This window comes from Micromonospora aurantiaca ATCC 27029 (assembly GCF_000145235.1).
Classification (GTDB): domain Bacteria; phylum Actinomycetota; class Actinomycetes; order Mycobacteriales; family Micromonosporaceae; genus Micromonospora; species Micromonospora aurantiaca.
The window spans coordinates 2128936-2154619 of the sequence record NC_014391.1; the positions used below are offsets into that span (position 1 = coordinate 2128936).

Annotated in this window: 26 protein-coding genes and 1 pseudogene; 13 read left to right on the forward strand and 14 right to left on the reverse strand. The window is 73.1% G+C overall.

All coding sequences use genetic code 11. The annotated features are described in order from the left end of the window. Window positions 1-92 precede the first annotated feature (92 nt). Together MICAU_RS10050 and MICAU_RS10055 are read left to right on the forward strand one after the other, a co-directional pair. Window positions 93-707, forward strand: a complete 615-nt coding sequence (locus tag MICAU_RS10050; RefSeq protein WP_013285187.1) for a dihydrofolate reductase family protein — start codon at window positions 93-95, stop codon at window positions 705-707. Between the two features lie 48 nt (window positions 708-755). Further along, window positions 756-1655, forward strand: a complete 900-nt coding sequence (locus tag MICAU_RS10055; RefSeq protein WP_013285188.1) for a hypothetical protein — start codon at window positions 756-758, stop codon at window positions 1653-1655. Window positions 1656-1657: 2 nt separating this feature from the next. On the opposite strand, the gene MICAU_RS10060 is transcribed toward MICAU_RS10055, so the two are convergent. The 6 genes from MICAU_RS10060 to MICAU_RS10085 are packed head-to-tail and all read right to left on the reverse strand — an operon-like array spanning window position 1658 to window position 4490. Then, window positions 1658-2194, reverse strand: a complete 537-nt coding sequence (locus MICAU_RS10060; RefSeq protein WP_013285189.1) for an SUKH-4 family immunity protein — start codon at window positions 2192-2194, stop codon at window positions 1658-1660. Then, window positions 2191-2736 carry an SUKH-4 family immunity protein gene (locus MICAU_RS10065; protein ID WP_013285190.1) on the reverse strand — a complete coding sequence of 182 codons (546 nt, stop codon included), beginning with the start codon at window positions 2734-2736 and terminating at the stop codon, window positions 2191-2193. The genes MICAU_RS10060 and MICAU_RS10065 overlap by 4 nt, the downstream gene beginning before the upstream one ends. After that, window positions 2733-3260: a hypothetical protein gene (locus tag MICAU_RS10070; RefSeq protein WP_013285191.1), complete on the reverse strand. Its 528-nt coding sequence runs from the start codon at window positions 3258-3260 to the stop codon at window positions 2733-2735. The genes MICAU_RS10065 and MICAU_RS10070 overlap by 4 nt, the downstream gene beginning before the upstream one ends. Further along, complete coding sequence (locus tag MICAU_RS10075) at window positions 3253-3747, reverse strand: WXG100-like domain-containing protein (protein ID WP_013285192.1); 495 nt, start codon at window positions 3745-3747, stop codon at window positions 3253-3255. The genes MICAU_RS10070 and MICAU_RS10075 overlap by 8 nt, the downstream gene beginning before the upstream one ends. 3 nt (window positions 3748-3750) lie before the next feature. After that, window positions 3751-4080: a hypothetical protein gene (locus MICAU_RS10080; RefSeq protein ID WP_013285193.1), complete on the reverse strand. Its 330-nt coding sequence runs from the start codon at window positions 4078-4080 to the stop codon at window positions 3751-3753. Further along, the gene (locus MICAU_RS10085) at window positions 4077-4490 is read right to left on the reverse strand and encodes a YbaB/EbfC family nucleoid-associated protein (RefSeq protein WP_013285194.1); all 414 of its coding nucleotides are present in this window, start codon (window positions 4488-4490) and stop codon (window positions 4077-4079) included. The genes MICAU_RS10080 and MICAU_RS10085 overlap by 4 nt, the downstream gene beginning before the upstream one ends. Before the next feature lie 178 nt (window positions 4491-4668). Between MICAU_RS10085 and MICAU_RS10090 the strand changes: the two genes are divergently transcribed. From MICAU_RS10090 to MICAU_RS10105, 4 genes are all read left to right on the forward strand, one after another. Continuing rightward, window positions 4669-5283: an RNA polymerase sigma factor gene (locus MICAU_RS10090; protein ID WP_013285195.1), complete on the forward strand. Its 615-nt coding sequence runs from the start codon at window positions 4669-4671 to the stop codon at window positions 5281-5283. Then, window positions 5276-6190 (forward strand): CU044_5270 family protein, encoded by a 915-nt coding sequence (locus tag MICAU_RS10095; RefSeq protein WP_013285196.1) that lies wholly within the window; start codon window positions 5276-5278, stop codon window positions 6188-6190. Before MICAU_RS10090 ends, MICAU_RS10095 begins: the two co-directional genes overlap by 8 nt. Window positions 6191-6260: 70 nt before the next feature. Continuing rightward, the gene (locus MICAU_RS10100; protein ID WP_013285197.1) at window positions 6261-7214 is read left to right on the forward strand and encodes an FAD-dependent oxidoreductase; all 954 of its coding nucleotides are present in this window, start codon (window positions 6261-6263) and stop codon (window positions 7212-7214) included. Between the two features lie 57 nt (window positions 7215-7271). Beyond that, window positions 7272-7754, forward strand: coding sequence for a hypothetical protein (locus MICAU_RS10105; RefSeq protein ID WP_013285198.1), 483 nt, complete (start codon window positions 7272-7274; stop codon window positions 7752-7754). Between the two features lie 9 nt (window positions 7755-7763). On the opposite strand, the gene MICAU_RS10110 is transcribed toward MICAU_RS10105, so the two are convergent. Next, window positions 7764-8468 carry a hypothetical protein gene (locus tag MICAU_RS10110; RefSeq protein ID WP_013285199.1) on the reverse strand — a complete coding sequence of 235 codons (705 nt, stop codon included), beginning with the start codon at window positions 8466-8468 and terminating at the stop codon, window positions 7764-7766. A 204-nt stretch (window positions 8469-8672) separates the two neighbouring features. Between MICAU_RS10110 and MICAU_RS10115 the strand changes: the two genes are divergently transcribed. Genes MICAU_RS10115 through surE form a run of 3 tightly spaced genes read left to right on the forward strand, consistent with a single transcriptional unit; the run spans window position 8673 to window position 10689 of the window. Then, entirely contained in the window at window positions 8673-8885 is a 213-nt protein-coding gene (locus MICAU_RS10115; RefSeq protein ID WP_013285200.1) for a hypothetical protein, read from the forward strand. 42 nt (window positions 8886-8927) lie between these two features. After that, on the forward strand, window positions 8928-9869 hold the full coding sequence (locus MICAU_RS10120; RefSeq protein WP_240322327.1) for a 1-phosphofructokinase family hexose kinase: 942 nt from the start codon (window positions 8928-8930) through the stop codon (window positions 9867-9869). Further along, window positions 9859-10689, forward strand: coding sequence for a 5'/3'-nucleotidase SurE (surE, locus tag MICAU_RS10125; RefSeq protein ID WP_013285202.1), 831 nt, complete (start codon window positions 9859-9861; stop codon window positions 10687-10689). Before MICAU_RS10120 ends, surE begins: the two co-directional genes overlap by 11 nt. A gap of 48 nt (window positions 10690-10737) precedes the next feature. On the opposite strand, the gene MICAU_RS10130 is transcribed toward surE, so the two are convergent. After that, a complete protein-coding gene (locus MICAU_RS10130) occupies window positions 10738-10965 on the reverse strand; it encodes a hypothetical protein (protein ID WP_013285203.1) in 228 nt (75 codons plus the stop codon). Window positions 10966-11033: 68 nt separating this feature from the next. After that, window positions 11034-11861: an alpha/beta fold hydrolase gene (locus MICAU_RS10135; protein WP_013285204.1), complete on the reverse strand. Its 828-nt coding sequence runs from the start codon at window positions 11859-11861 to the stop codon at window positions 11034-11036. A 96-nt stretch (window positions 11862-11957) separates the two neighbouring features. On the opposite strand from MICAU_RS10135, the gene MICAU_RS10140 reads away from it, so the two are divergent. After that, window positions 11958-12992: a sigma-70 family RNA polymerase sigma factor gene (locus MICAU_RS10140; protein ID WP_013285205.1), complete on the forward strand. Its 1035-nt coding sequence runs from the start codon at window positions 11958-11960 to the stop codon at window positions 12990-12992. A gap of 15 nt (window positions 12993-13007) precedes the next feature. Here the strand turns inward: MICAU_RS10140 and MICAU_RS33565 are convergent. Further along, window positions 13008-13529 (reverse strand): annotated as a pseudogene (locus MICAU_RS33565) (hypothetical protein); the annotation flags it as partial. On the opposite strand from MICAU_RS33565, the gene MICAU_RS10145 reads away from it, so the two are divergent. Then, on the forward strand, window positions 13498-13989 hold the full coding sequence (locus tag MICAU_RS10145) for a winged helix-turn-helix domain-containing protein (protein ID WP_013285206.1): 492 nt from the start codon (window positions 13498-13500) through the stop codon (window positions 13987-13989). The pseudogene MICAU_RS33565 and the gene MICAU_RS10145 overlap by 32 nt on opposite strands. Before the next feature lie 160 nt (window positions 13990-14149). On the opposite strand, the gene MICAU_RS10150 is transcribed toward MICAU_RS10145, so the two are convergent. After that, on the reverse strand, window positions 14150-18547 hold the full coding sequence (locus MICAU_RS10150) for a S8 family serine peptidase (protein WP_013285207.1): 4398 nt from the start codon (window positions 18545-18547) through the stop codon (window positions 14150-14152). Between the two features lie 259 nt (window positions 18548-18806). Here MICAU_RS10150 and MICAU_RS10155 point away from each other — a divergent pair, with 259 nt between their 5' ends. Together MICAU_RS10155 and MICAU_RS10160 are read left to right on the forward strand one after the other, a co-directional pair. Continuing rightward, window positions 18807-19376, forward strand: coding sequence for a winged helix-turn-helix domain-containing protein (locus MICAU_RS10155; protein ID WP_013285208.1), 570 nt, complete (start codon window positions 18807-18809; stop codon window positions 19374-19376). A gap of 255 nt (window positions 19377-19631) precedes the next feature. Next, window positions 19632-22862, forward strand: a complete 3231-nt coding sequence (locus MICAU_RS10160; protein ID WP_013285209.1) for an Ig-like domain-containing protein — start codon at window positions 19632-19634, stop codon at window positions 22860-22862. A 63-nt stretch (window positions 22863-22925) separates the two neighbouring features. Here MICAU_RS10160 and MICAU_RS10165 read toward each other — a convergent pair whose 3' ends face one another. The 3 genes from MICAU_RS10165 to MICAU_RS10175 form a co-directional block, all read right to left on the reverse strand. Continuing rightward, a complete protein-coding gene (locus MICAU_RS10165; protein WP_013285210.1) occupies window positions 22926-23972 on the reverse strand; it encodes a zinc-dependent alcohol dehydrogenase family protein in 1047 nt (348 codons plus the stop codon). A gap of 391 nt (window positions 23973-24363) precedes the next feature. Then, complete coding sequence (locus MICAU_RS10170) at window positions 24364-25083, reverse strand: hypothetical protein (RefSeq protein ID WP_244879773.1); 720 nt, start codon at window positions 25081-25083, stop codon at window positions 24364-24366. Between the two features lie 5 nt (window positions 25084-25088). Further along, on the reverse strand, window positions 25089-25592 hold the full coding sequence (locus MICAU_RS10175; RefSeq protein WP_013285212.1) for a SigE family RNA polymerase sigma factor: 504 nt from the start codon (window positions 25590-25592) through the stop codon (window positions 25089-25091). Window positions 25593-25684 lie beyond the last annotated feature (92 nt).

Consider the following 25684-nt stretch of genomic DNA (forward strand, 5'->3'; position numbering starts at 1 on the left):
GGCCGCAGAATCGACAGCGGGTGCGATGAGTTCGCGAAGCCTCGGCGGTCCACCCGTCGACATCCCCAGACAGACAGGTAGGGAGCACCGCGATGGCCACTGTCATCTCCACGCTGTTCATCTCGGCCGACGGTGTCGCCGAGATCGACCCCGACTGGCACTTCCCGTACTTCGACGAGAACATGGGCCGCGCCGTCACCGAGGACTACGACACCTCCGACGTGCTGCTGATCGGCCGGGAGACGTACGACAGCTTCGCCGGCGCCTGGCCGGACCGCGAGGCCGCCGGCGGTGAGGACGCGCCGTTCGCCAAGCAGCTCGGCGACATGCGCAAGGTCGTCGTGTCCCGCCAGCCGCTGGAGTTCTCCTGGCGCAACTCGGAGCTGATCCAGGGCGACCTGGTGGACGCCGTACGGGCGCTCAAGGCCGACGCCGGCATCAAGGGCCTCCTCATCCCCGGCTCGATCTCGGTGGTGCAGCAACTGCTCGCCGCGGGCCTGGTGGACGAGCTGCGGCTGCTGGTGCACCCGGTCGCCGCCCGCAAGGGCCGCCGGCTGTTCGACGAGGGCGACGCGCCGTACCACCTGCGGGTGGCCGCGACCGAGGCGTACCCGACCGGCGTGATCCGGGTGATCTACACCCCGGCCCCGGCGCCGGGCACTGTCGGCTACGACGACGTCAAGGACCAGGTGCCGGCCGGCAGCTGACGACCACGGGGCCGCGGCGGGCCGGTGTGTCGTGAAAGGATCCGCCGCGTGCGTCGCGCCCCGCTGCTGCTGATCCTCGCGGCGGCGGTGTGCGCAGTCGCCCACGTCGTCGGCGTCCTGACGGCCGCACCGCTCTGGCGCGGCGCGGAGGTGCTGAGCCTGGCGCTGCTACTCGCGTACGCCGTCGCCGCCGGACTGCCGGCGCCGCGCTGGGCGGTGCCGGCGGCGCTCGTACCGCTGATCGTGGACGCGGTCCGCACCATGCCGGCCGAGCCGGGCGCCGGGGACGTCGGCTGGACGGTGTACGGCAGCGACGACAGCGCCGTCGACCGGACGGCCGGCTTCGACGCGGCGCTCGCCGGGAGCTGGGCGGCGCTTGTCGCGGTGGCGGTGCTGCTGCTCGCGTACCGGGGTCGTGGCCGGCGGCGGCACCTGATCGCCGCGGCGGTCGCCGCCGCTCCCGTCGTCGGGTACGCGGCCGTCCGGGTCACCGACATCGGCGTCGCCGTCGCCGCCGGTACCCGGGTCGTGGAGACCCGCACCCGCACCACGCTGACCCGGGTGGACAGCCCGGGGTACGACCAAGCCGACGTCGTGCCCGCGCTCGTCCTCGCGGTGCTGCCGCCGCTGGCGCTCGCACTCGCCGCGCTGGCGCTCGCCGCGCTGCTGGCCGGACGGGGCCGGCGGCTCGCCGCGACCGGGGCGGCACTGCTGGCGGTGCTCGCGTTGCCGCTGCTCGACGCGGCCATCGAGGCCGTGCGCCTGCCGGTCTCGGCCGACGGCACCGCCCTGTTCGCCTGGTACGCCATCACACCCACGACCGCGATGCCGCAACCGATGACGGCCCTCGCGGCGGTGGTGGAGCTGGCCGCGTACCTGCTGCTCGTCGCCGGGCTGACCGGCGCGGACCGCGCCGCACCGGCGGTGCCCGCGCCGGCGGCCGGTTGACGTCAGGCGGTCGACTCCAGCTCGTCGAAGGCCATGTTCCACCACGACTCCGGCTCCGCGAACGCCACCGGGTCGACCGGGCGCAGGTCGTCGCGGATCGCCGCCGCCCGTGCGGCCCGTTCCCGCCCGCCCGGGTCGGTGGCGATGAGCTGCCCGAGCCGGTAGAGGAACTCCACGAACGCGGCGAACGTGCTGTTCACCGTCTCCAGGTTCGGCGTCTCCAGGTCGAGCAGGATCACCGCGCCGGTGCCCGCGTCCAGGCAGAACAGCAGCGCCGGGTCCTCCGGCGAGGCGCCGAGCACGACGTACGGGCGGGGGCCCTGGTCGCCCAGCTCGATCGACAGCGTGGAGAACAGCTCCACGTCGGGGACCGAGACGTCGACCGTGAACAGGATCGGCACCTCGACCGGCAGCGCGCCGTCCGGCGGGAACACCTCCGGCCCGAGCGGCCCGAGGATCGCGTCGAAACGCTGGTCGGGGAAGTAGATGACGCCCCGCTCACCCCACAGCGCGGTGAGCTGCTCCCGGGTCACGGTCACGGCTGTGCCTCGTCCTCGTCGACCTCGTCCGCCTCGTCGAGCAGGCCCTGCCGGTCGAGGAACGCGTACCACGCGTCGTCGTCGGTGACCAGCTCGGCGTAGCCGGGGCCGAGCACGTAGTAGTGCACGAACGAGTCGAGGTCGGGCGCCAGCTCCTCGAACGCGTCGCCCATGAACCACTCGGTGCCGGTCGGCGGGAAGTACCACACCGCGCCGGTCGCCCGCTCCACGAAGATCGGCTCGTCGCTGCGCGTGCCGACGACCAGCCAGCCGGTCTTGTCCTGCGGGATGGGGGAGAAGTCGGGCGCGTAGTCGAGGAAGTACTGCACCCCGGCGAGCCGGCCGGCCGAGGCCAGCTCGAACGCCCCGGCCCGCAGGCCGTCGGCGGCGAGCAGCAGATCACGCAGGCCGGCCGGCAGCTCCGCCGGCACGTCACCGTCGTCGGCGGGCGCGCCGATCTGCGCGTACGCGAGACTCGCCGGCTCGTCCGCGGCCAGGTCGGCGCGGAGTTCGTCGAGAAGCTGCGCGAGATCGGAAGTCAATCCACTACCTCTATTCGGATCGGGGTTCCGTCCGGCAGATTCTGGATCTGCCCCCAGATCTGGGAGCCGATGTCCGTGTTGGTTCTACCATGCAGCAGCTTGAGGTTGTCGACGGTGTCCGGCCCGCCGAGCTGCAGTTCCCACACGTGGTCGGGATGGTAGTCGCTGAGCCGTTGACTGAGCCGGTTGGCGAGGTCCTTGTCGTGCGGCCAGTACTTGTCCCAGATCTTCTGCCGGATCCGGTCCTTGTAGCCGTCGGTGATGCTCTTGTCGCGCTGCACCGGGTTGGTGGCCTTGTAGAGCTTGCCCTCGTCGCTGAGCTTCTTCAGCGCGGCCATCTTGCGCCGGAACTGGGCGGTGGCGTGGAAGTCGCGGCGCTCCACCCGGACCACCTTGGTGGGCAGGCTCCGGTTCGGTCCGGTGACCCGGACGATCGGCTTCTCCAGCTTCTCGACCGCCTTGCGGACGATCTTGCCGGCGGCCGGTTTCGCGGCGGCGCCCCGGCCGCGCCTCGGGCTAGGCATCGAGCAGTCTCCCGATGACCTGGTCGATGAGCGCGCCGACGATCTCCCGGGTGATGATCTGGAAGATCGGGATCTCGGCCAGCGAGGCGCCGAACGTGACCACGGCGGTGGCGATCGCCTGGGCGACCTGGAACGCGAGGATGGCGAGCTGCACGATCACCGCGATCTTCAGCGCCAGCACGATCGCCGCGCAGATGATCAGCCCGGCGCCCAGCAGCATCGCCGCGGGCATGCTGTCGTGCAGCACGAGCGGCCCGTTCTGCTCGCCGCCCCACCACTTCTGGAACGCCGCGATCGCCGGGCCGACGTTCTGCGTCCACACCTGCGCGGCGGCCGCGTCCGCCTCGCCGGCCGCCGCCCCGATCCGGCCGCCGAACTCCAGCCACGCCTGGCCCATCTCGAAGAGCTTCTCCTCGTCGGCGGCCGGCCAGGTGTAGCCGATCCAGCCGAGCGCGGTGACCAGCTCACCGGGTAGTTGCAGTCCCACGGTTCACCCCAGCCCGCCGGCCAGCGAGCGCATGGTGCCCGCGCCGTCCTCGTCGACCCGCTCGTACGAGTCGGCCATCCCCGCGATGTCGGCGCCCGCGGAGGTGAACTCGTCGGCGGCCATGCCGAGGCAGTCGAAGATGTAGTTCGCCACCTCGGTGTACGCGATGCCGATGAGCGACCCGATGTCGTCGGCGCCCCACGGCTCGCCGTAGCCCTGCATCCGCGCCTCGAACGCCTCCAGCTCGCCGTTGAACCGCTTGGCCACGTCGGTGACGCCGCGCCCGGCGGCCCGGATCAGCGGCGGGTGCACCTCGAAGCCGCCGCCGCTCATCGCTGCCCGCCGCGCGCCAGCCGTTCCTGCGCCTCGGTGAGCGCGTCGAGGAACGACCCGAGCCGGGGTACGGCCGTGTCCCGTACCTCCTGCAACTGCTCCCGCAACTGCGACATGTCCGCGACCTGCGGAGCCGGGCCGGCGCGCAGCCCGTCGATCGCCGCGTTGACGGCGGTGACGATGTGCGCGGTCAGCTCCTCGGAGCCGAGCCGCATCAGCCGCGGCTCGACGTGCAGCGAGTGGAGCCGGCCGTCGCGGCCCATCTCGGCGCGTACCTGCCCGTCGGCGGCCTCGCCGACCGCGGGCGTCTCCGCCTCACCCTCCGGCGGCGGCCCCACCGTCCGAAGTGCCGCCATCGTCGCGTCGAGCATGCGGGTGAAGTCGCCGCTCATCGAAGGATCCGCACTCATGAGCCCTCCCCAAGGCCAAACGCCACGAGCGTAACCGAGAGGGACAAAGCGATTCCGCCCCGTACGACCGCGCGGTCCACGACGGACCGTCCGACCGGCCTACCGTCACGGGCGTGAACCGTCCGGACGCGAGCAGCGGACAACAGGTGACACGTCCCCACTCGCCGAGAGGCCGCGCATGAGAAGACTGAGACGGGCGACGGATGCCGACGTCGGCGCGCTCACCGACGCCGAGGTCGTCGCCCGGTCCGTACGGGAACCGGAGACCTTCGCCGCGATCTTCGACCGGCACGCGCCGCACATCCACCGCTACCTGGCGCGCCGCCTCGGCTCCGCGGCAGCCGACGACCTGGTCGCGGAGACGTTCCTCGCCGCGTTCCGGCGCCGGGACCGGTTCGACACCGGCTGCCCGAACGCCCGCCCCTGGCTGTACGGGATCGCCACCAACCTCGTCGCCCAGCAGCGGCGCACCGAGGAACGGGAGTACCGGCTGCGGCAGGCGTACCACCCGGCGACGTCCGAGGCGTCCCCCGCCGACCGGGTAGCCGCCGAGGTGACCGCGCGGTCGCTGCGCCGGCACCTGCTGGACGCGCTGGCCGGGCTCGCCGACGGCGACCGCGACGTGCTGCTGCTCGTCGCCTGGGAGGACCTGACGTACGAGGAGGTCGCCGCCGCGCTGGCGATCCCGGTCGGCACCGTTCGGTCGCGGCTGAACCGGGCGCGCCGGCTGCTGCGGGAACGGCTCGGTGGCGAACCGGCCGACACCATCGAGGAGGTACTGAGTAATGGATGAGATGAGACTGCTCCAGCGGCTCGGCGACGAGACCGAGCTGCCGGCGGACGAACGGCTCGGTGCCGCGCGTACCCGGCTGGTCGGCGCGATGACCACGACGGAGGCCGCGCCGGTTCGGCGGGCACGACGGCCGGCCTGGCGGCTGGTCCTCACCGGCGTCGCGACGGCGTCGGTGGCGGCGTCGCTGGCCGCGGTGCTGGTGCTGGCGCCGGACCGGATCGGCGGCAGCGCGCCGGCCGCCCGGGCCGACGCCCGGCAGGTGCTGCGCGACGCGGCGGCGGCGGCGTTGCGGCTGCCGGACGTCGAGCCCCGGCCCGACCAGTTCGTCTACACCCGGATGCAGGACGGTCCGCAGCTGCGGGAGAGCTGGGCGTCGGTGGACGGGACGAGGGACGGCCTGGTCGTCGAGCACCCGGCGGGCGGCCGCCAGGAGTTCGTGCTCCCCGGCTGCCGGGACGGCCGCGCGAAGATGTACAAGGGCGGGCAGCTCCTGCCGGGCACCGAACCGTGCGTGCCGAGCCCGGCCTACGACCCGGCCGTGCCCACCGACGCCACAGCGATGCGCGCCTACCTGGACAAGCACCGCAGCGGCGAGCCCGGTGACGTCAACGCCGCCGCCAAGGACGTGCTGTCCCTGCTCGGCGACTCGTACCTGAGGCCGCGCTCGCGGGCCGCGCTCTTCGAGGCCGCCGCCGCGACGCCGGGCCTGGAGGTGGTGGAGAAGGCCACCGACGGCGCGGGCCGCTCCGGTGTGGGCGTCAGCTGGCCCTCCCCGGGGCGCAGTCCGGCTCTGATGGTGCTGGTGTTCGACCCGCGGACGTACGCGTTCCTCGGCGTGGGCGGGGAGGCGGGCACGTCCGCGGTGCTGTCCGTCGCCGTCGTGGACCGGGTCGGCCAGAAGGGCTGACGCCCACCGGGCGGGTCGCCTCCCTGGGCGGCCCGCCCGCTCCGGTCGTGCGTCCGGGGCCTGCGCCATCATGGGCGTCATGACGAAGGCGGACGTGGTGGTGGTCGGCGGCGGGGTGATCGGGATGACGACGGCGCTCACGCTCCAGCGGCGGGGCGCACACGTCACCGTCCTGACCGCCCACGACCCGGCCGACACGGTGTCGACGGTGGCCGCCGCGGTCTGGTACCCGAGCCACACCGAGGAGGATCCCCGGGTGCTGCGCTGGGCCCGGGACACCCACGCCGAGCTGCGCCGCCAGGCGGCCGACGGGGTGCCGGGAGTGATCGACCGGCCCACCCGGATGTGGTTGCGCCACCGCTACGCCGGACCGCCCTGGTGGGCCGACGCCTGCGGCGACCTGACGGCCGAGCCGGCGGAGCCGCCGTACACCGCGCTGCTGCGGTTCACCGCCCCGTCGGTGGAGATGACCCCGTACCTCGCCTGGCTCCGGCAGCGCCTGGAGGCGGGCGGCGGCCGGATCGTCGGCCGCGCGCTGGGCACGCTCGCCGAGGCGTACGAGGTCGCCCCGGTCGTGGTGAACGCGACCGGCCTGGCCGCCGGCCGGCTCGCCGCCGACCCGGCCGTGTACCCGGCGCGCGGGCACGTCCTGCTGGTGGCGAACCCGGGCCTGACCGTCTCGGTACGCGACGAGGACGACCCGGCAGGAGTCACGTACGTGCATCCGCGCCGCCACGACGTGGTGCTCGGCGGCACCTACGAGGCCGGGGTGGGACACACCCGCCCCGACCTGGAGGAGGCGGCGGCGATCCGGCGCCGGTGCGTGGCGCTGGTGCCGCATCTCGCGGACGCGCCGGTGCTGGGGGAGCGGATCGGGCTGCGGCCGGCACGGCACGGCGGCCCCCGGGTGGAGGTGGACGCGACGGACGGGCGGCTGGTGCACGCGTACGGGCACGGCGGCGCCGGGGTGACGCTGTCCTGGGGCTGCGCCGCCGAGGTGGCCGACCTGGCCCTGGGCGTCTGACCGCCCCGGCGCGCGACGGTCCACAGTCGGGGCTCGGCGGGCGGTAACCTCGGCCCGGTGTCCGCCCGCCGCGCCGCACTGTTCGCCCTCGTCGCCCTGATCGCCGTCCACATCGGCTGCATGCTTGTCGCGCTCGCGGCCTACAGCCACCGGATCGGCCTGGTGACCCACGACGGCTCCGGTTTCCTGGTGGAGCTGCTCGACGCCGTGGTGCCCCTGCGTGACCTGCTGCCCGCCGTGCTCTGGCTGCTGCCGGTCACGCTGCTCGTCACGTTCGCGGCTCTCGGCCGGTGGGCCGTCCGGCGGACCGTCCGCCCCGACGACGAGCGGCTTCCGGCGAGGGCGTGGACCGCCGGTATCGCCGCGGTGCTGCTCAACCCGCTGGCAGCCGTGCGCTACGCGTCGGCCACCGCCGAGGGCGGCGAATACATGCGTACGGTGCAGGTGGAGACCACCCTTCTGGTGCTCGCCGCGGCCGTGGCGACCACGATCAGCGCGCTCGCCGTTGCCGGGTTCGTCCGGCGCTCCGACGCCGCCTGAGCGCTCTGTTCACCGCTCCAGGACGGTCAGCCATTCGGCGGCACGGGGACGGTATCCGTGCAGCTCGAAGAGCCCGCGCACGATCGCCGGCACGTGCCCGGCGCCGTACACGACAGCCACGTCGATGCGTTCCGCCGACCGGGTACCGATCAGCTCGGACAACGCGGCGAGCAGCCGCTCGTCGCGTTCGCCGCCGAACGCGCGCTCGGCGTGCTCGGTGAACTCGTGGTCGGCGTACCGCTCGTCGGTGGCCGACGGCAGGTCGCTCATCTCGATCTCGGGCGAGAGCAGCCGCCGGGTGCCGCCGAAGAACTGGATCACGGTCACGACCGGGATCACCAGCCACATCTGGAGGCGGTACCGCAGCGGCATCGCCCGCCAGCCCTGGGCGAACTCCGCCGCCGACACGTCCGGGTTGAGCACCTCGACGCCGAGAGACGCGTACGGGATGGGGTCTGTCACCAGGCCGGAGCGCCGGTTGGCCGGCATGGCCCGGTAGGTGAGTGTCAACGCCGAGCCGACCGCGGACCGGCCGCTGACGCCCTCGACGACGAGCAGGTCGCATTCCCGGAGCCGCTTCGTGACCGCCGCGTAGAACGCCGGGCTCGCCACGTGGAGCATCGGGAACACCAGGAACTCCAACCGGCTGCCGGGACGGCGTAGACGGAGCACGGCGGACCGGGTGCCGAGGACGCTGTGTTCGATGATCTGCATGCCTGCCCCCGTGGCATCGGCTGCTGTTGTCGGCAGGGTAGGGCTGCCCGGCAAACCGTCCCGTGCGCGGCGCGGCGGCAGGGTGGACCGGTCAGGAATGCGCGGACCGGTCAGGAATCGAGAAGCCTCGGGCGGGCGCCCGGACCTAGCGTTTCCGGCACGGGCCTCCCCGCCGGGGAGGCCACCGGCGAGAGGTCACCGTCCATGGACACGCGCATCCGTCAGCTGCACCGCTGGTTCTCCGTCGCCTTCACCGTGACCGTCGTGATCACCTTCGTGGCGCTGGCCCAGAAGGACCCGATCGTGTGGGTCTCCTACGTGCCGCTGCTCCCGCTCGCCCTGCTCCTGATCAGCGGCCTCTACCTGTTCGCGCTGCCGTACCTGCGGCGTCGGCGCACCGCCGCGCGTACGCGCTGACCTGGGGGATTACCGGGGCCGGTCAGCGGGCAACACTGGCGGATGGAGCAGAAGGTGATGGTGTTCGCCCCGGCCCCGCTGTTGACGGTGACGATCGAGCAGCAGGGCGACGTACCCGAGCTGCACCTGCACCCCGGCGGGCAGGGGGTGTGGCAGACCCGGATGATCGCGGCGCTCGGCGTACCGGTGACCATGTGCGTGGGTCTCGGCGGCGAGGTGGGCGACGCGGTCCGCAAGCTGCTCGACGACGAGGACGTCACGGTCCGGACGGTGCGGCGGGAGTCCGGCACCGGCTGGTACGTGCACGACCGGCGCGACGGCGAGCGGACCGAGATCGCCGAGCACCCGGGGGCGCCGATGGTGCGGCACGACATCGACGAGCTGTACACGGTGACGCTCACCGAAGGGCTGCGCGCGCCGGTGAGCGTGCTCAGCGGGCCGGCCGACCCGCAGGTGGTGGACCCGGACATCTACCGCCGGCTCGCCGCCGACCTGGGCGCCAACGGCGGCAAGGTGGTGGCCGACCTGTCCGGGCCGTACCTGGAGGCGGTGCTCGACGGCGGCGTGAGCGTGCTGAAGGTCAGCCACGAGGAGCTGCTCGACGACGGCCTGGCCAAGGACGACAGCGTCGAGGCGCTGCGCGACGCCGGCCGCCGGTGCCAGGAGCGGGGCGCGCGGACGGTGCTGATCAGCCGCGCGGGGGAGCCCGCGCTGGCGCTGCCGGAGGACGGCGAGCCGCTGCTGGTGCACGCCCCGCCGCTGGAGCTGGCCGACCACCGGGGCGCCGGTGACTCGATGACCGCCGGGGTCGCCGCGGTGCTGGCCCGGGGCGGGGACATGCGGGAGGCGCTGCACATCGGCGCCGCCGCGGGCGCGCTGAACGTGACCCGGCACGGGCTGGGCACGGGCCGGGCCGAGGCGGTACGCGAACTGGCCGGCCGGGTGCGGCTGACCCCGCTGGACGGTGGCGACGATGACGGCTGACCGGCCGCCACGGGTGCTGGTGACCAACGACGACGGTGTGCACGCCCCCGGCATCCGCGCGCTGGCCCGGTCGGCGTACGAACGCGGGATGGACGTGGTGGTCGCGGCGCCGGAGGCCGAGGCGAGCGGGATGAGCGCGGCGCTGTCGGCGGTGACCGACGACGGGCGGCTGGTGTTCCGCGAGACCGAGCTGGACGGGCTGCCGGGTGTGCCCGCGTACGCGGTGGCGGCCTCCCCGGCGTACATCGCGGTGCTGGCCGGGCTCGGCGTGTTCGGGCCGGTGCCGGACCTGCTGCTGTCCGGCATCAACCGGGGCGCCAACGCGGGCCACGCGGTCCTGCACTCCGGCACCGTCGGCGCGGCGCTGACCGCCGGCAACAACGGCATCCGCGCGCTCGCCGTGTCGCTCGACGTGCTCACCCCGGCGGCGGCGAGCGCCGGCAGCGGTGGCGCGGCGATCGCGGTGCTGGACAGCGTGGACGACGAGTCCCGTCACTGGTCGACAGCCGCCGACCTGGCCGCGACGCTGCTGCCGTGGCTGGCCGGGGCGGATCCGGGCACCGTGCTCAACCTCAACGTGCCGGACCGGCCGGCCGATCAGGTGGCCGGGCTGCGCCAGGCGACACTCGCCCCGTTCGGTCAGGTGCAGGTGTCCGTCGCCGAGCGCGGTGAGGGGTTCGTGCGTACGGCTGTGGAGGCGAACGCGGTCCGCGCGGTCCCCGGCACCGACATCGCCTGGCTGGCCGACGGGTACGCGGCGGTCACCGCGATCCGGGCGCTCGGGCACCTGCCCGACGTGGAGCTGCCGGTCGACGGCTGAGGACGGCTCCGCCCCGCCACCGTCGCACGGGTGGCGGGGCGGAGAGCGTCACTCGCCGGCCGCGCGGCGGCGGTCGGCCTCGGCGTCGGCGGCACCCACCGGGGTGCCGTCGCTGTCCCGGTCGGCCCGGGACAGGTCCACGTCGGCGCCGGCCCGGGCGGCGTCGGCAGCCGCGTCGTCGGCGCCGACGACCTCACCGCCGTCGGTCTGTCCGCCGTCGGGGACCAGCCGTCCGGCGGCGGCCAGCCCGATCGGTGCGTACCTGGGGTCGGTCATCTCGTCCTCCTCACCGGTGCTCCTGTGCAAGCGGTACCCCGGTACGGGACGCGGCACACGCGCGCGGGTCAGCGGCCCCGGTCGAGGAAGTCCAGGGTGACCGCGGCGAAAAGCGGCGACTGGTCGATGTCGTAGTGGGTCAGGCCGGGCAGGATCGCCAGCGCGTGGCCGCCCGCCGGGCGGCCCTCGCCCGTCCAGCCGCCGTCGCGCCGGCCGCCGTCGAGCAGCCCGAACACCTCGACGAAGTGACTCGGCGGGGCCATGTCGGCGTCGGCGGCCACCACGAGCGTCGGCACCCGCAGGGCACGTACCTGCTCGGTGAGGTCGAAGTCCTTCCGCATCGCCTCACCGATCTTGTCGAGCAGCCGGGGGAAGTCCTCCGGACGGGGCGCGACCCGCTGGTACAGCTCGTACATCGGGGTGTCCTTCATGTACTCGGCCGCCGCGGCGCCGACCTGGCCCTGCTGCGCCAGCAGCTCCGGGTAGACGGCGTCGCGGCGGATGTGCGCGGACGCGGCGACCAGGCGGCCGACCTTCTCCGGGTGCCGGAAACCGGTGTGCAGGGCGACACCGCCGCCGAGGGAGAAGCCGACCACGTCCGGCCGGTCCAGCCCGAGGTGGTCGATCAGCGCGGCCACGTCGTCGGCCATCAGCGCCATGTCGAGCGGCCGGTCCACGTCGGCGGTGCGGCCGTGCCCCTGGAGGTCCACCAGGATCACCCGGTGCCTCGCGGTGAGCGCGGGCAGGATCGGGGCGAACATCTCGCCCGAGCAGAGGCCGCCGTGCAGCAGGATCATCGGCCGGCCCTCGCCGTGCGTCTCGTGGTAGAGGTGGACGCCGTTGACGTCGGCGTACCGCCCCGGGGCGTGGGTCTCGTCGCGCTGCGCTGTGGTCATCGGTGCTCCTCGGACGTGGTGACCTGACGGCTGTCAGACCGGCCGGGCGGCACCGACTCATCGGTGCGGGCTCGAACGTGCTCGCATTGACGCAGCATGTGGGCTAGTTTCGGCGGGGTGAGCGAGGTGGCGAGCGTCCCCGTCGAGGCGCAACTCGAGGCGTACCGGTCGGAGCTGACCGGCTACTGCTACCGGATGCTGGGTTCGGCCTTCGAGGCCGAGGACGCGGTGCAGGACACGTTCGTCCGGGCCTGGCGTAATTTCGACAAGTTCGAGGGGCGGTCCGCGCTGCGGACCTGGCTCTACCGGATCGCGACGAACGTCTGCCTCACCATGTCCACCAGCGCGCAGCGCCGGATCCGGCCGATGGACCTCGGTCCGGCCGGCGTCGGCACCGCCACCCACCCCGGCGAGCCGCGCCCGGAGCAGATCTGGCTCGGCCCGGCGCCCGACGACCGGGTGCTGCCCGAGGTCGCCGATCCGGCCGAGGTGGTCGCCGGCCGGGAGTCGGTCCGGCTGGCGTTCGTCGCGGCGTTGCAGCACCTGCCGCCGAAGCAGCGGGCCGTGCTGATCCTGCGCGAGGTGCTGGCCTGGTCGGCCCAGGAGGTCGCCGACCTGCTCGACACGTCGGTGGCGAGCGTCAACAGCGCGCTGCAACGGGCGCGCGCCACGCTCGCCTCGGCCGACACCGAGGCCGAGGTGCGCCGGCCGCTCGACAGCGAGCAGCAGGCGCTGCTCGCCCGTTACGTGCGGGCCTTCGAGGCGTACGACCTGGCGGCGCTCACCGCGCTGCTGCACGAGGACGCGACGCTGTCGATGCCGCCGCTGCCGCTGTGGCTGCGCGGTCCCGAGCACATCGCGGCGTGGATGGCCGGCACGGGCAGCGGCTGCCGCGGCTCCCGCCTGGTGCCGACCGCCGCCAACGGGATGCCGGCGTTCGGGCACTACCGGCGCGACCCCGACGGCTCAGGCCACGTGCCCTGGGCGCTGATCGTGATCGGCGTCTCCGGCGGCCGGATCACGTCGCTCAACAACTTCCTCGACGTCGAGCGCCTGTTCCCGCTGTTCGGGCTGCCGGACCGGCTCGAGGAGGGCACCGGCCAGCCCGAGCAGGCCGGCGAGCTCGCGTAGGTCGTCGCCCGCGCCGCGTACCTCCAGCCGCCAGCCGAACCGCCGCGCGGTCAGGCGGATCCGTGCCAGCACCTCGACCGTGACCAGGTCGGGCGCGGTCACCGCGGACACGTCGCACACCACCACGCCCCGGTCGCGGCCACGCAGCGCCTCGGCCAGTTCGGCGCAGCGGGCCGCGATGTCCGCGCGGGTCGGCGTCCCGTCGGCCAGGCAGAGCATGTGGGTGATCACACGCATTGGACCGCCGTACGCCCCGGCTCTCATCGGTACGCGTGCGCCGGCGCAACTTGCCTCGAACACCTTGTTGCTGGCAGTTACATCGACGTTAACTGCTATACCAATCATCGGTGCTCGGCTATATGATCCCGGTAGTTCACCCCGAAGCCTCACGAAACCGCAGCTCCCGCACCCCTCGGGTCGAACTCCGCAAGCCAGGTGCCTCCGCATCGTCGTGCCTGGCGACCGCCCGGCGTTGTGGTTCGGCCTGCCGGAAAGGTGGGAACGGATGACAGGGCTCCCGTCCTTGGTCATCGGCATCGCGTCCTCGTCGGCCGAGCGCCGGCAGCTCGCCCAACTGCTCGGCGGCACCGAGTCGTTCCTGATCGTGTCCAGCGCCCATCAGGCCCGCCGCTTCCTCGACCTGGTACGCCGGCCCGCGCTGGCCCCGGCGCCGCACCCGCCCGCGAGTGACGAGGCGCCGGCCGAGCCACCCGGGCGGGAACTGGCCGTCGACTCCGACCGGCGGGTGCTGCGCTGGCGGGAGCGGGAGATCGGGTTGACGCCACTGGAGCACGACCTGCTCGTCTGCCTCACCGGTACGCCCGGCCAGGTGTGGACGTACGCGCGGCTGCACCGCGCCGTCTGGGGCAACGACCACCTCGGGCGGGGCTCGGACATGCACTCCGTGGTACGCCGCCTCCGCCGCAAGCTGGGCCGCCTGGACGCCCCCGCCATGATCCACGCCGTCCGAGGCGTAGGCTTCCGCCTCACCCCCTGACCCCCGTCCCCTCCCGCCCTCGCCGTTGATCTTGCAGTTACGGCCCCTTGGGTGGGGCTTTTGTCTGCCTTGCCGGGGCCGCGAGTGCAAGATCGCCGGGGAAAGGGGGCGGCCCGCCCGGCGGGTGTGCCGGGCGGGCCGTCCTCGTCAGCCGCTGGGGTCAGCAGCGGGTGGGGGAGAGGGTGAAGTCCTCAACCGTGGGCGTGCTGCTGTTGATCCTCGTCTGGCGCGTCTGGGGCTTCCAGCCGTCCTTCGCGACGATCAGCGTCAGCGGGTTGTTGCGCCGGTCCATCCAGTAGGCGTACCGGCCCTGGGCGTCGGTGGTGAAGGTGTACGAGTTCGCCCAGGAGTCGACCTGCACGGTCACGCCCGCCAGCGGCGCGGTGGCGCCCTGGCAGCTCTTGCCGGAGACCGTGCCGGACAGCTTGCCCCAGGTGGTCGGCGGCTGCGCGATCATCGTCACCGCCACCGGCTCCACCGTGTACGGGGTGTTCTCCTTGATCACCACGGAGGCCGAGTACGTGCCGGGCTGGTCGACGTTCGCGGCCATGCCGACCGTGACGGTGACCTTCTCACCCGGTGCCAGTGTGACCTTCGACTTGTCGACGGTCAGCCAGCTCACGTCGGCCGCGCCCTCGGCGCACTCGCCGAAGCCGGGCAGGACCTCGCTGTCCTTGGTGGCCGTGAAGCCGCCCGACGAACCACCGATCTTGTAGAACCCGCAGGCCGCGCCACCCCGGTAGCGGGGGGCGTTGGCGTTGGGCAGGTTGGCCCACGAGTTGGTCGCCGGGTCGAACGCGAAGCCGGCGTTGGTGATGGCGCCGCCCTGCGACCCGCCGACGACCAGCAGCTTGCCGTTCGCCACCGCGTACGAGGAGGCCCAGCTGTCGGCCGGCGCGTCCGGGATGGCGGTCCAGGCGCCCGCGGCCGGGTCGAAGGCGTAACCGACCTTCTGCGACGTGGTGCCGTCGTTGCCACCGGTGCAGTAGACGGTGCCGTCGATCCCGCCGCAGGACAGGAACGCCACCGACTTCGGGTACGCCGGCAGCGTCTCCCAGGCGTCGGCGCCCGGGTCGTACCGGACCACAGAGTTGGCCATCGGCGTGCAGCTCGCTGTGGTGCAGCCGCCGATCGCGTACAGCTTGCCGCCCGCGACCGCCTGGCCGGCCGCCGCGCGCGGCGCCGGGTTGTCGGCCTTGCGGGTCCAGGTGTTCGCCGCCGGGTCGTACGAGAAGGTGGCGGCGTCCGGTCCGGCGGCACCCCAGCCACCGGTGGCGATGATCTTGCCGTCGAGCACGCCGACCGTCATGGCGTTACGTGCGCCGGGCAGGTCGGCGATGCCGGTCCACGCCTGGGTGATCGGGTCGTACCGGTAGTTCTTGGCGCTCGACGCGGTGCCGTCGCCACCGGCGATGGAGTAGACGGTGCCGTCGACGTTGACGACCCGGTTGTCCATCACGTTCGCCGGGTAGCCCGGGATGGTGGTCCAGGGGTCCGCCTGCGGTGCGGCGGCGGCGATCGCGTTCGACGACTTGCCCGACGAGCGGGCCGCGAACGACGTGGCGGCGGTCAGCCGCTGGACCGGCGCGCCGGTGGAGCCGAGCAGCGCCTGCTCGGACAGCCGGGAGCCGTCGGCCCGTTGCAGCACGAACCCGCCGTCGCGCTCACTGAACTCGGCGGTGACCGGGGCCCCGCCGGTGTTCGTGACGGTGAACGTCTTGCTGACCTTCCCGCTGGGCATCCGGACCGTGCCGGTGATCGAGGTCGGCTTCACCGACAGCCGGCCGGCGGCGAGCTGGAAGTTGGCCGCTGTGGCCCAGTCCTCCTCGACCGCCACCTGCTTGGTCTGGCTCACGTAGTTGCCGGCACCGGCGGTGAACGGGTGCGTCCCGGTCAGCGACGAGAACATCCAGTAGAAGCCGTCGGGCAGCTCGGTGTCGTCCGGCGTGGCGACTGTGGTGGCCTTCTCCGCCGGGCGGTCCTTGCTGGTCACCGTGGCGCCGTTGACGTAGCTGTTGTCGTTCTTGTCGCGGACGTGGCCGAGCACCAGGCCGCCCTTGACCGGCTTGCAGACGAGCTTGCTGCCGATGAGGACGTTGTCGACCTGCCACCACCATTCCCAGCTCGCCTCGTAGTAGTGGAAGCGCACCTGCACCTGCGACTGGCCGGCCGCCTGCGGGATCGGCACCTCGGTCACCCGCGGGCCGCGGACGTCGGCCGCCTGCCGGAGCACGTTGCTCCACGTGGTGCCGCCGTCCAGGCTCAGGTCCACGTCCGCGCGGTCGCTGTTGAGCCAGTTGTAGTCCTGGTTGAACCGGATCACCGGCGCGGTCACGCCGGTCAGGTCGACCACCGGGCTGACCAGCGACGTGTCCTGCCGCCCGCCGCTGCCGTAGTTGTCGCTGTCGATGATGGCGAAGTTGCCGCTGCCGCCGGTCAGGTTGCCGCGCTCACCGGCGTCGGTGAACTCCCAGACCTGGCCGGTGCCGGCGTTGTCCACCACGGTCCAGCCGTCCGGGACACCGGTGCCGTCGAACGTCTCGTACTCGCCGTCGGAGCTGACGGTGTAGCCGGGGGCGGTGGTGCACGCCTCCGGGTTCGCCTGCACCGCGATGTTGGCGGTCACGTTGCCCGTGCCGACGGTGACCTCCTTGGTGGTGGTCAGGTAGCCGGCGTACTGCGGCTCGACCTTGAGCCGGTACGTCGCCCCGGACGGCAGCGACAGGCTGTAGCGGCCGGTCGTCGGCGTCGTGTAGTCGGAGATCGGCGTGCCCTCGACGCTCACCTTCGCGTACAGCGGCCAGCCGTGCCCGGACCCGTCGGTGACCTGCCCGCTGACCGTGACGCTCGCTACCGCGGTGAGCGCCACGTCGAGCGTGGTCGTCGTGTTCGCGGTGATCGTCGCCGGCAGGGTGCGGGTCGCGTACCCGAACGCCGAGACGACCACCTGGTAGTCGCCGGCCGGCAGGAGCGAGGAGTACGTCCCGTCCGCGCCGGTGGTCAGCGTGCGATCGGCCGCCCCGGACAGGGTGACAGTCGCGCCGGCGATCCCGGCCCCGGTGGCGGCGTCGGTGACCTTGCCGGCCAGCGTGCCGTTGTCGCCGATGGGGGCGGCGGCGAGCAGCGCGAGCGCGTCCAGGCGGCCCTCACCGTAGACGTTGTTGTCGTCGGTGGTGCCGCCGCACTGCGAGTCGCCCTTGTCGATCGCCGTGTCGTTGAGCAGCGCGCGGGTCGCCGTGATGTCGCCGACCAGCGTGGGCGCCGCCGACCAGAGCAGCGCGATCGCGCCGGCCAGGTGCGGCGCCGCCATCGAGGTGCCGCTGATGCTGGCGTACGAGTTGGTCGGCACGCTGGAGCGCACGTTCACACCAGGCGCCGAGATGTTCGGCTTGATCTCGCCGTTCTGCCCGGTACCCCGGGACGAGAAGCTGGCGATGTTGTTGTTGACGTCGTACGCGCCGGCCGAGTAGTTGCTCGCCAGGCTGCCCGGTGAGCCGCTGGTCTGGCAGGACGGGCCGTTGTTGCCGTTGGACCAGACGCCGAAGATGCCGGAGGCGGTCCACGCGTTCGTGACGTCCTCCATGAACGGCTCGTTCGACGGCGCCGTGGTGCCCCACGAGTTGTTGATGATGTTCGGCCGCTTGCTGGCGTCCGGGTTCTGCCCGTTGAGGTCGGTGGGCTCCAGCATCCACTGGCCGGAGGAGATCAGCGCGGCGTCGGACGGGCAGCACCCGTTCGCGGCGATCCACTTGACCTCGGGGGCGACACCGATCTGGTTGGCCCCGTCGGCGCCGGCCATGGTGCCCATGGTGTGCGTGCCGTGGCCGTCGGAGTCGCACGGCGCGGTGGCGCACTCGCCTGCGGCGTCGAACCAGTTGTAGTCGTGGTCGAAGGTGCCGTCACCGTTGTTGCCCCGGTAGGCGTTCACCAGCGCCGGGTGGTTGAACTGGACGCCGCTGTCGATGCTCGCCACCGTGATCCCGGCGCCCTTGACGCCGTACTGGGACCAGACGTCGTCGGCGTTGATGTTGGCGATGCCCCACTCCAGGGCGTTCGCCGACTTCTCGTCGGTGCCGGGGGTGGTCTCCGGCAGCTTGTACTCCACCGGCGCGTACAGGCCGTCCACCTCGGAGTGGGCGGCGAAGTTCTGCGCCATGGTCAGCGAGCCGTCGGTGACCTTGATGGCGTTCGTCGCCCAGAAGGTCTGGTACTTCGTGCCCGAGCGGTCCAGCTCGGCGCGGATCTTCGACTGGCTGTCGGCGGCTGTCTTCTTCAGCGCCGCCGCGACGGCGGCGCCGCGCTCGTTCCAGTCCTTGATCGAGGCGGCCTTGCTCAGGTCCGCCTTGGCGCCGAAGTGGATCCAGAAGTCGCCCTCGCTCTTGCCCTGGAGCTGGCGGGTGAGCTCGGGGCGGATCTTGTCGCCGGCCGCCGCGCCCGCGCCCGTCTCGGCCTGTGCCGCAGTGCCGGTCGCGGCCAGCGCGGTGGCGGCGAGCACCAGGGCGGCGCCCGCGCTCACCAGCCGCCGGGCCGGGCCCCATCTGTGTGGACGTCTCAGCATCGGTGCTGCCTCCTCCTCCGATGACCCGCTGATGATCGAGCCATGGCAGAAGGGCCAGGAGACGTGCTCTCCCGACTGCTACACCGGTGTGAAAAGAACCCCCCAGGCCCCCTAGGCGCCGTGCGGGTCTGCGCCGGACGCCTGAGTGGACACTATGATCGACAGTAAGGAACGATCAATGACCGTACGTGAGCAACATGTCACCAACAGGCCCCCGGATCGGGCGGCCTGTTGACAGTTTTTGTCACGGTGGGGCGCGGTGACGACTGACGGCACGAACGCGGCGAACTCCGGCACCGACCCGTCGGAGCGCCCCTTCTCGCTCGTCATCGGGGTGACGTCGTCCCCGGCCGAACGGCTGCGGCTGACCGAGCTGCTGGACGGCGTCGCGCCCCTTCTGATGGTCGCCGATCTGGACGAGCTGCGCGAGTTGATCACGGATGCGCCGGCCTCGGCGCACGCACCTGCCCCGGCCGTCGCGCCGGCTGCGCCCGTACCCCGGGACAAGCCCGCACCGGACGGCGCGCTGGTGATCGACGCGGCCCGGTCGACCGCCCGGTGGGGCAACCGGGAGACCGCCCTGACCCGGCTGGAACGCGACCTGCTGACCTGCCTGACCGTCGAGCCGGTACGGGTGTGGAGCTACGCCGAGCTGCACCACGCGGTCTGGCACGACGCGCCGACGCACGGCCGGGCCGACGTGCAGTCCCTGGTCAAGCGGTTGCGCCGTAAGCTCGACGAACTGGGCACCGGCGTCACCATCGCGGCGGTACGCGGCGTCGGCCTGCGGCTGACCGACCACCGCCACCCCCGGGTACGGGGCGACTGACCCACCCCTGGGTCCGCTGTGCAAGGCCGCACGTCCCGGACCGGACGGCGCGTACGGCCGGACGGTGACAGCCGGTGACCCGATCGGTGGAGGCGCCCTGCCGGTGTGGCCGGAATTGATGGCGACCGGTCGATTACCGGTGCGGCACGTATCGCGAGAAGTCTTTGCCTCCTACGGTGGCGTCCGGCACGCGGACGGAGGGGACTCGGGAATCACCCGAGGGGGCCGTCCCGGCGGACAGGGAGAGTTGTCTCGATGCGAGTTTGGCTTCGCGCGGTGACGGTCGTCGTCGCCGGCGCGGTCGTGGTGGCGGGAGTGCCGGCGCTCGCCGCCACCGTCACCGTGCGGGACGCCGGCGTGGCCGGCCACACCGGCGCACAGGCGACGGGAAGCAGCGCCGCGCTCGGCGCCGCGCGCACCACGGCGACCCGTGCGCTGGTCACCCCCGGGGACACCCGGCTGATGCCGACCACCCCCCGCACCGACACGCCGCGGATCACCAACGGCGAGATCGTCGACATCGAAGTGATCGGCAACCGCGTCTTCATCGCCGGCACGTTCACCTCGATCGCGAACGTCGGCGGGTCCGCGATCACGCAGCGGTCCCTGGCGTCGTACAACCTGGACACCGGCAAGGTGGACACCGGGTTCAAGCCGGTCATCGACGGCGCGGTCGCCGCGGTGGAGGCGTCGCCGGACGGCAAGTCGCTCTACATCGCAGGCGCGTTCAACACCGTCAACGGCGTCACCAAGCGCAAGATCGCCCGGCTGAACCCGACCACCGGCGCACCGGTCGCCGCGTTCACCGCCACCGCGAACGCGCGGGCCACCGCGCTGGCCGTCAGCGCCAACGCCGTCTACGTCGGCGGCCAGTTCGCCACCGTCAACGGCGTCAGCCGCAGCGGCCTGGCCGCGCTCAACCCCACCACCGGCGCCGTCGACACCGGCTTCAACCTGCCGGTCACCGGCGGCATCGGCGTCGGCGGCATGCTCACCGTGCAGCAGCTCAAGCTCACCCACGACCGCAGCAAGCTGCTGGTCGTGCACACCGGCCGCCAGATCGCCGGCCAGGACCGCTACGGCGTGGCGCTCATCGGTACGGCCACCAAGGCGCTGCTGCCGTGGCGCACCCGGCTGTGGGAGGACAACCTCTCCTTCGTCGGCGGCATCCAGCGCGTCTTCGCCGGTGACATCGCGCCGGACGACTCGTACTTCGTGGTCACCAGCGGCTCCGGCGGCGACCGGCCGCCGATCAACGACACCGCCATCGCGTACCCGCTGACCGGAAACGACAACGTCGAGCCGCTCTGGATCTCCCGGCACTTCGACAGCATCTACTCGGTCGCGATCACCGACACCGCCGTCTACGTCGGCGGCCACTTCAGCTGGCAGGAGTCGCCCACGTCGAACGTGCCGTGGCCCGGCCTGGACAACGTCGGATACGGCACCGGCCAGGGGCTCAGCGGCTACGGCCTCGGCGACCAGGTGGTCCGCCGCGACCACCTCGGCGCGCTGGACCCGCTCACCGGCACCGCGCTGGAGTGGAACCCCGGCTCCAACTCGTACGAGGGCGAGAAGGCGATGCTCGCCACCTCGCGCGGCCTGCTCGTCGGCGGTGACGGCAACGTCAAGGGCGGCAAGACCACCGGCCGGGTCGCCTTCTTCGACCTCTCCAAGCAGCCCGCGCCCGCGGCGCTGGACACCACCGTCACGACGCCGATCGAGGGCGCGGTGAAGCCGGCCGGCGAGTCGTTCACGATCAGCGGCCAGGCGCTCGCCCCGGCCGGCGTGGCGCGGGTCCAGCTGGAGATCCAGGACCGCAACAGCGGCAAGTACCTCCAGGCCGACCTGACCACCTGGGGCGCGTTCAAGGCGATCAACACGACTGTCGCCGCGCCGAACGCCACCTCCACCACGTGGAGCCTGCCGGTGACGCTGCCGGCCGGCGTCTACCAGTTGCAGGCGAAGACGTTCGACCGCAAGGGGGCCGGCGACACCACCAAGGCGGTCAAGAAGATCGAGACGTTCCGCTTCGACGACCTGCCGCCGTCGACCCGGATCAGCTCGCCGTCGGCCGGCCTGCTCGCCACGCAGACGTTCGTGGCCTCCGGCACCGCCACCGACGACAAGGGCGTCAACTCGCTCATCTACTCGTTCCGCACGCCCGACAACCGGTACCTCCAGGACGACGGCACCGTCGCCGCCGTCTACAACACCTTCCGCGGCGAGCCGGACGTGATCGGCGCGACGTCCACCACCTGGCAGTACGAGGTCACGCTGCCGGTCGAGGGACAGTGGAAGATGACCGCCACCGCCGTCGACACGACCGGGCAGAGCGACCTGCGCGGCGACACCCGCGACTGGACCGTCTCGGCCAACGGCGTACCGCCGACAGTGGCGATCACCTCGCCGGTGGCGATGACCCCGCCGGGCAACCCGGCGCCGTTCACCGTCGCGCCCGGTGGCGCTGTCACGTTCGCCGGTACGGCGAGCGACGACGACGCCCTGAAGTCGGTCGAGATCTACCTGCGCAACAACACCACCCGCGAGGCGCTCGCCAGCGACGGTACGTGGGGCGCCGACTCGGTCGCCGGCTACCACCGGATCTCCCCGACCAACCTCGACGCCGCGACGTTCGACTGGTCGTTCACCACGGTGCCGCTCACCCCGGGCGTCTACGACTTCCGGGTACGGGCGACCGACAAGCTCGGCCTGACCACGTCCAGCACCAACATGGGCCGGCTCACAGTCACCGCCCAGGTGCCCGGCGACGCCTTCCCGAACGGGCTGCTCAGCTTCACCGGCACCAACCAGGACGTCGACCAGCTGCACCTGGACCTGACCGGCACGGCGACCGACGACAAGGGCGTGCGGGCGGTCCGGATCGCGCTGCGCGACCTGGACACCGGCCGGTACGTGCAGCCCAACGGCACCATGGCCGCCGCGTTCGCCACAGTCGACGCGACGCTCGCCGCGTCCGGCGCGACCAGCACCGCGTTCACGCTCTCGATCGACCTGCCCACCCGCGGCACGTACAGCGTGGAGGCGTGGGCCGTGGACACCGCCGGTCAGCAGGACAACTCGACCAGCGGCGCCACCGCCCGCTACCTGGTCTACCCGGGTGACACCGACCCGACGCTGGAGCCGAGCATCACGCCGGTCGAGGGTCAGGCGTACACCGGTGGCCGGATCGTGATCACCGGCCGGGCCGTGGACGACGGCGGGATGCAGAAGGTCGAGGTGCAGATCGGCAACAGCGCCGGACAGGGCATGAACTCGGCCGGCACGTTCGGCCGGGCGGGCGCGCCGACCAGCTGGCCGTGGATCGGCACGTTCCTCACCAGCCCGGGCTCGCCGGGGTCGAACTTCGCGTACACGTCGCCGGTGATCCCGGCCGGCACGTACACGGTGACGATCCGCGGCATGGACAACCGGGGGCAGTACCAGCAGCCGCCCCGTACCGTCACGGTGACCGTCACCGACTGACCGGACGGCCTCGCGGGCCGGTCCGCGCCGGGTCTCCCGGCGCCGGGCCGGCCCGTGCCCGTCTCAGGGCCGGATCAGGCACATCCCGGCGGTGGCCGGCCGGTCCATCGTGGCCAGCGCGTCAGGCGCGGCGTCGAGGTCGATGGTGCGGGTGACCAGCTCGGCCGGGCGCAGCACCCCGGCGGTGACCAGCCGCAGCATCTCCGGGTACGCGTGCGCCGGCATGCCGTGGCTGCCGCGCAGCTCCAGCTCGTACCCGATCACCAGGTCCATCGGCAGCGCGGGCCGGCCCTGCGCGGCGGGCAGCAGCCCGACCTGCACGTGCCGGCCGCGCCGGCGCAGGCCCTCGATCGACGCGACGCAGGTGGCGTGACTGCCGAGCGCGTCCAGCGACAGGTGGGCGCCCCCGCCGGTGGCCTCCCGGATCGCGGCGGCCACCTCGGCGGGACCGCCGAGCGCGCTCGCGTCCACGCAGACCGCGGCGCCGCTGCGGCGGGCCAGCTCCAGCGCGCCGGACGACACGTCCACCGCCACCACCCGCGCCCCGCTCGCCGTCGCCACCATGACCGCGGACAGGCCGACGCCGCCGCAGCCGTGCACGGCCATCCACTCGCCCGCCGCGACCCGGCCCTGCGCGACGACGGCCCGGAACGCGGTGGCGAACCGGCAGCCGAGCGCGGCAGCGGCCGCCTCGTCCAGCTCGTCCGGCAGCCGGACCAGGTTGACGTCGGCGTGCCGTACCGCGACCAGGTCGGCGAACGAGCCCCACCCGGTGAAGCCCGGCTGGGTCTGCCGCTCGCAGACCTGCTGGTCGCCGGCCAGGCAGGACGGGCACCGCCCGCACGCGCAGACGAACGGCGCTGTCACCCGGTCGCCGGGCCGCCAGCCGCGTACGTCCGCGCCGGTGGCCACGACGACACCGGCGAACTCGTGCCCCGGCACGTGCGGCAGGCGGATGTCCGGGTCGTGGCCCTGCCAGCCGTGCCAGTCGCTGCGGCACAGGCCGGTCGCGCCGACCCGGACGACCACCCCGTCCGGCGCCGGCACCGGGTCGTCCACCTCCCGGACCTCCGGCCGTCCCCCGAACTGCTCGAACACCACCGCACGCATGCCCCCGATCCTCACACCCACCCGCCCCACCTCCCGCCCCGCCCTCGCCCTCCCGCCCTTCCGCCCCCGCCCGCTCCCCGCGATCTTGCACTTGTGGCCCCGCCGATGTCGGAAATGCCCCGTCTGACCGGGCAGAAAGCGCATGATCACCGGCGACGACCGATCCCTGCCCCACCCGCTCCTCTCCGACGCGTCAGGCCTCCCCACACCCTGAGCGGCCGTAGATCTTGGTACGAGCGCGCCCTCATGAGGGCGCGCTCGTACCAAGATCCACGTGGCTCGGCCTCCTGACGCCGGTGATCAAGGAGTTTGTGTCCTCGCCGGGGCGGTTTCGGGCCGCAAACTCCTTGATCATCCGGGGGAGAGACGGGAGAAGGGGAGAGGGGCCGGGCTACAAGCGGCGGCCCTGGGCGGTACGGGCGGTGATGCCGTCCAGGGGGGTTCCCGGGGTGAGGGTCGTCGGGTCGAACCAGAAGATCACCACCTCCGGGTCCTCGCTCCAGCGGACCAGCCTCGCCTCGACCTGCCGGCCGTCGACGGTCCCGACGATGCGGGCCGCCGGACCGACGAAGTAGCCGAACGTGGGGATCGACGCGTCGGTGGGCACCCGCTGCTGGTCGTACCCGATCTCGTGGAACCCCGGCCGGCGGTCGCTGCCGGACACGTCGTTCACCAGGAAGTCCGACGTCAGGCGGCCGTCCGGCGCGCGGCGGCCGGCGACCAGGCCGATCGTCACGCGCGGCAGTTGCGGCACGTCGACCGGGACCATGAAGAACACGCGCTCGTCGGCGCCGTACCGGATGCCGCTGTCCACGACCGTCCCGAGCGGTCGCGGTGGCGCCTCGGTCGGGGCCGCCGCGGCGGTCGGCGTGGGCGGGGGAGTGTCGGCGGACGCGGTGGCGACCGGCCCCCCGGCCGGGAGGTCCGGCGGGCCGGGCCGCGTCGCCACGGCGCCGACCCCGACGGCCACCGCGACCGTCGCCACCGCCGCCGCGACCCCGGCGCCGATCCGCCGGCGGCGGCGCAGCCGGCGTCCCCGGCGCATGATGTCCGCGATGTCCAGGCCGTCGGCCCGCTCGGTCGCCCGCATCACCCGGCGCAGCTCGTCCATCTCGGTCACCGGCACGTCTCCTGCGGTCGCGGCGCGGACAGACCGGCGGTACGCAGCTTCTCCAGCGCCCGCGACGAGGTGCTCTTGACGGTGCCGACAGACACGTCGAGTTCGCGGGCCACCTGGGCCTCCGGCAGGTCGAAGTAGTGGCGCAGGACGACGACGGCGCGTTCACGGGCGGTGAGCGTGCCGAGCGCGGTGACCAGCCACCGCCGGGTCGCCACCTCCTCGGCCATGTCGCCGCCGCGCCGTTCCGGCAGGTCGTCGCTCGGGTACTCGCGGATCGGCCGCCGCCAGGTGTCGACGAGGTGGTTCACCAGGACCGACCGGGCGTAGCCGTACGGGTCGCCGTTGCGGATCCGGGACCAGGACGCGTACGTGCGCACCAGCGCGGTCTGGGCGGCGTCCTCGGCGTGGTGGTGGTTGCCGGTCATGAGGAACGCGGCATGCGTCAGCCGCGCCGAGGACGCCCGCGCGAACTCGACGAACTCCGCGTCACCCCGGGCCATGCCGGTCCTCTGCACCTCTCACCCCGGTAGGGACGTGCGGGACGCGGAAAAGGTTGAGTCCCCGCCGGACCAACTTCCGCGACGGGTCACCC

Bases quoted from the DNA above. Each gene is read 5' to 3' on its own strand.
- MICAU_RS10050 (WP_013285187.1), top strand. From the start codon at position 93: ATGGCCACTGTCATCTCCACGCTGTTCATCTCGGCCGACGGTGTCGCC.
- MICAU_RS10070 (WP_013285191.1), bottom strand. From the start codon at position 3,260: ATGCCTAGCCCGAGGCGCGGCCGGGGCGCCGCCGCGAAACCGGCCGCC.
- MICAU_RS10080 (WP_013285193.1), bottom strand. From the start codon at position 4,080: ATGAGCGGCGGCGGCTTCGAGGTGCACCCGCCGCTGATCCGGGCCGCC.
- MICAU_RS10085 (WP_013285194.1), bottom strand. From the start codon at position 4,490: ATGAGTGCGGATCCTTCGATGAGCGGCGACTTCACCCGCATGCTCGAC.
- MICAU_RS10090 (WP_013285195.1), top strand. From the start codon at position 4,669: ATGAGAAGACTGAGACGGGCGACGGATGCCGACGTCGGCGCGCTCACC.
- MICAU_RS10095 (WP_013285196.1), top strand. From the start codon at position 5,276: ATGGATGAGATGAGACTGCTCCAGCGGCTCGGCGACGAGACCGAGCTG.
- MICAU_RS10100 (WP_013285197.1), top strand. From the start codon at position 6,261: ATGGGCGTCATGACGAAGGCGGACGTGGTGGTGGTCGGCGGCGGGGTG.
- MICAU_RS10110 (WP_013285199.1), bottom strand. From the start codon at position 8,468: ATGCAGATCATCGAACACAGCGTCCTCGGCACCCGGTCCGCCGTGCTC.
- MICAU_RS10115 (WP_013285200.1), top strand. From the start codon at position 8,673: ATGGACACGCGCATCCGTCAGCTGCACCGCTGGTTCTCCGTCGCCTTC.
- MICAU_RS10120 (WP_240322327.1), top strand. From the start codon at position 8,928: ATGGAGCAGAAGGTGATGGTGTTCGCCCCGGCCCCGCTGTTGACGGTG.
- surE (WP_013285202.1), top strand. From the start codon at position 9,859: ATGACGGCTGACCGGCCGCCACGGGTGCTGGTGACCAACGACGACGGT.
- MICAU_RS10130 (WP_013285203.1), bottom strand. From the start codon at position 10,965: ATGACCGACCCCAGGTACGCACCGATCGGGCTGGCCGCCGCCGGACGG.
- MICAU_RS10135 (WP_013285204.1), bottom strand. From the start codon at position 11,861: ATGACCACAGCGCAGCGCGACGAGACCCACGCCCCGGGGCGGTACGCC.
- MICAU_RS10140 (WP_013285205.1), top strand. From the start codon at position 11,958: ATGTGGGCTAGTTTCGGCGGGGTGAGCGAGGTGGCGAGCGTCCCCGTC.
- MICAU_RS10145 (WP_013285206.1), top strand. From the start codon at position 13,498: ATGACAGGGCTCCCGTCCTTGGTCATCGGCATCGCGTCCTCGTCGGCC.
- MICAU_RS10150 (WP_013285207.1), bottom strand. From the start codon at position 18,547: ATGCTGAGACGTCCACACAGATGGGGCCCGGCCCGGCGGCTGGTGAGC.
- MICAU_RS10160 (WP_013285209.1), top strand. From the start codon at position 19,632: ATGCGAGTTTGGCTTCGCGCGGTGACGGTCGTCGTCGCCGGCGCGGTC.
- MICAU_RS10165 (WP_013285210.1), bottom strand. From the start codon at position 23,972: ATGCGTGCGGTGGTGTTCGAGCAGTTCGGGGGACGGCCGGAGGTCCGG.
- MICAU_RS10170 (WP_244879773.1), bottom strand. From the start codon at position 25,083: ATGGACGAGCTGCGCCGGGTGATGCGGGCGACCGAGCGGGCCGACGGC.
- MICAU_RS10175 (WP_013285212.1), bottom strand. From the start codon at position 25,592: ATGGCCCGGGGTGACGCGGAGTTCGTCGAGTTCGCGCGGGCGTCCTCG.